The following is a 2,646-nucleotide window of genomic DNA, read 5'->3' on the forward strand; positions in this document are numbered from 1 at the left end:
GAAGATCGTGCAAACGCTGAACAGCGTGCACTTATCAATCGTTTGGCCGATGAATTTTCGGATGAACTCGGTAAACTCGGTGTTCGCGTATCCAACTTGGAAGAACGGGTAGGCAATGTTAAACTTTCCGGCGATGCCAACGTTCATTATCAGCATCAGAAGGGCAATATTGAAAACGACGCTTCTTGGGAAGCAGCTGTTCATCTCTTGGCAACGGCAACGGTTAACGACCGTACGACTGTTAACTTGGGTCTCAGCACGGATGACATGAGCTTTGCCGACGAACATTCCGCATCGAGCGGTGATGACCATAAGCTCTACGTTGACCACGCTAATGTGGAATACAATGCCGGTAAGCATGTAAACTTCCTCGTAGGTCGTTATGACTACCAGATCGGTAACGGCATGGGCATTCAATACGGCGATACCTTTGACGGCGCTCAACTCAAATTCAGCGGTGACCACTGGGCATTGACGGGCGGCTACGGTAAGTTTAAAGAAGCCGATCCGGAAGCTCCGAATCCGAGTCTCCTCGATGTTAAGACCGGCTATGCATCTTTGGACGGCACGTGGGGTGACTTCGGTGCCGGCGTTTATTACAATCACTTCGGCGGTAATAAAGCCAACGCAGCCAACTTGGACAATATCTTCGGCGGCTACATGTCGATTAACTTCGCTAAGAAGTGGAACCTCATGGGTGATTACCAACGCGTAAGCAAGAACAAAGAAACGGCAACGGATAAAGACGGAAACATTTGGGGTGCTAAACTCCAGTACGGCCAATCCGTTCCTGAAGAAAAGGGTACTTGGGACGCATGGGTCGACTATGTACGCCTGGATAAAGGTACCTACTACGGCAGCACGGCTAACTGGCGTGACGGCGGTTATCTCGGTTATGAACACGGCGTTAAAGGTTGGGGTGTAGGCTTCGATTACACCTTGGCTAAGAACGTAGTCTTGGCAGTAGGCCAGACCTTCGGAACAAAATCCGTTGATAACGGCACGAAGCAAAAAGAATATACAAGCGCTGAATTGGATTTCTTCTTCTAAATCGGCAGTAATTTTTCGGGACGGCAGAGTATTCTGCCGTCCTTTTTGTGTATAATAACGGTGGCTTCAGGAATTATATAAAATAGGTTTAACCAAAACGAAATATCAACCTAATTGTCATACATTGCCGGATTATAATAAAAATAGCTTATATTGTATAGAATGTTAAACAAATAATTATATAAGGTATGTTTATAGTAAAATATACGATAATTCAGTATTTTGACACAGAATAGAGTATTATGTAATGTTATATATGAATTTTTTTAGATGAAATAAAGTTAACAAAACAAAAACTCGTCGTATGTGGAGGCCTATGAGGGGATCCGCCGGGAACGGTATTTTCTTATCATGTACGAAGGAGTCGTTGCGCAACGTCGAAAAAACCCCTCTTTACAGTAGGGCGTTTTGATTATGCCTTCGGTAACAATCGGGCTCTTCAATACTATGAAACCTTCGACGGCCTGAAATATAGATATCAAACGGATAAAGGAGCCTTTACGGCAGGATACGGTAAATTCAAAGAAGGTCGCAGGCTTTTAGACAGTAAAGCGGCTTTTGCTGAAGTGGAAAAATTCTTTAAGAACGGTTCGGCACTGGGCCTGTATTACACGCGGGTTAACGGTTTGACGGATGAGAGAAGCGGTCATGTATGGGGCGGCTATACCAATATCGTTCCGGGTAAAAAGTGACAGGCTAATTATGAGCTTTATCGCGTTGACAGAAAAGATGAAAGTACATTGAAAGACAGTACGACCTATATTGCTACGGTGAAGTACGGGAAAGTGGATTTCGCAAAACCCGGATCGTGGGATTTGTGGGGTGAATACTTACATGCCGCAGCCGGAACGGCTAACGATGATTGCTGCAGGACATGGCGTATGCATGCTGACGACACGAAAGGCTGGGGAATCGGTCTGGACTATACATTGGCAAAGAACGCACAGATACAACTGTTCCGCACCTTTGATACGAAAGTAACGAGTACGGGCAATAAACGTGACGAGCTGACAAGAGCTCAATTTATCTTTTTATTTTAAATAAGCTCTTTAAAAGGCCTTGTCGAAAACCGACAAGGCCTTTTAGTATATAATCGATAAATAAAAATATTTAAACATGCATACTAAGCATAATGTGCTATAAAACAGTACATTTTCGTTATAACAGAAGAAAAAATATAGGTTGAATTATAGATAAATCAGCTTAACAAAGGGATTATGATAAAAAATAAACAAAAATATTACAAAATTGACACAAAAGAAAAAATATGCAACACTGTCCATAGATGAAGAAAGGAAGAAGAGTTGATGAAGGATACGGCGAGAGGCAACATGGACAACTCTGCAAGGTAATCTTCATCTGAATTTTTCCTTTTATGTCAAAAATTTATGGATAAGAGAGGAAGAGTCACATGAACAAGAAACTCGTAGCATCGTTAGTAGCAACCATGGCAGTAGGCGCAACGGCATTTGCTGCCAATCCTTTTGTAGACGTACCGTCCGACAGCTGGGCATATAACTCCGTAGTAGAACTGGCGAACTCCGGTATCATTCAGGGCGTTGACGGTGTTCACTTCCAGGGCGAACGTAACATCAC

Annotated in this window: 4 protein-coding genes; all 4 read left to right on the forward strand. The window is 43.3% G+C overall.

Annotated features, from left to right (window positions below; translation table 11 throughout):
* Positions 1 to 1,050 (forward strand): S-layer homology domain-containing protein (locus PGX78_RS07380; protein WP_270446231.1); only part of this gene is annotated, 1,050 nt, incomplete at its 5' end.
* Between the two features lie 566 nt (positions 1,051 to 1,616).
* Complete coding sequence (locus tag PGX78_RS07385; RefSeq protein ID WP_270446232.1) at positions 1,617 to 1,742, forward strand: hypothetical protein; 126 nt, start codon at positions 1,617 to 1,619, stop codon at positions 1,740 to 1,742.
* A gap of 48 nt (positions 1,743 to 1,790) precedes the next feature.
* The gene (locus PGX78_RS07390; RefSeq protein ID WP_270446234.1) at positions 1,791 to 2,090 is read left to right on the forward strand and encodes a hypothetical protein; all 300 of its coding nucleotides are present in this window, start codon (positions 1,791 to 1,793) and stop codon (positions 2,088 to 2,090) included.
* 371 nt (positions 2,091 to 2,461) lie between these two features.
* A partial coding sequence (locus PGX78_RS07395; RefSeq protein WP_270446235.1) for an S-layer homology domain-containing protein occupies positions 2,462 to 2,646 on the forward strand: 185 nt, incomplete at its 3' end.

The organism is Megasphaera sp. AF13-6AC (assembly GCF_027685385.1).
Classification (GTDB): domain Bacteria; phylum Bacillota; class Negativicutes; order Veillonellales; family Megasphaeraceae; genus Megasphaera; species Megasphaera micronuciformis.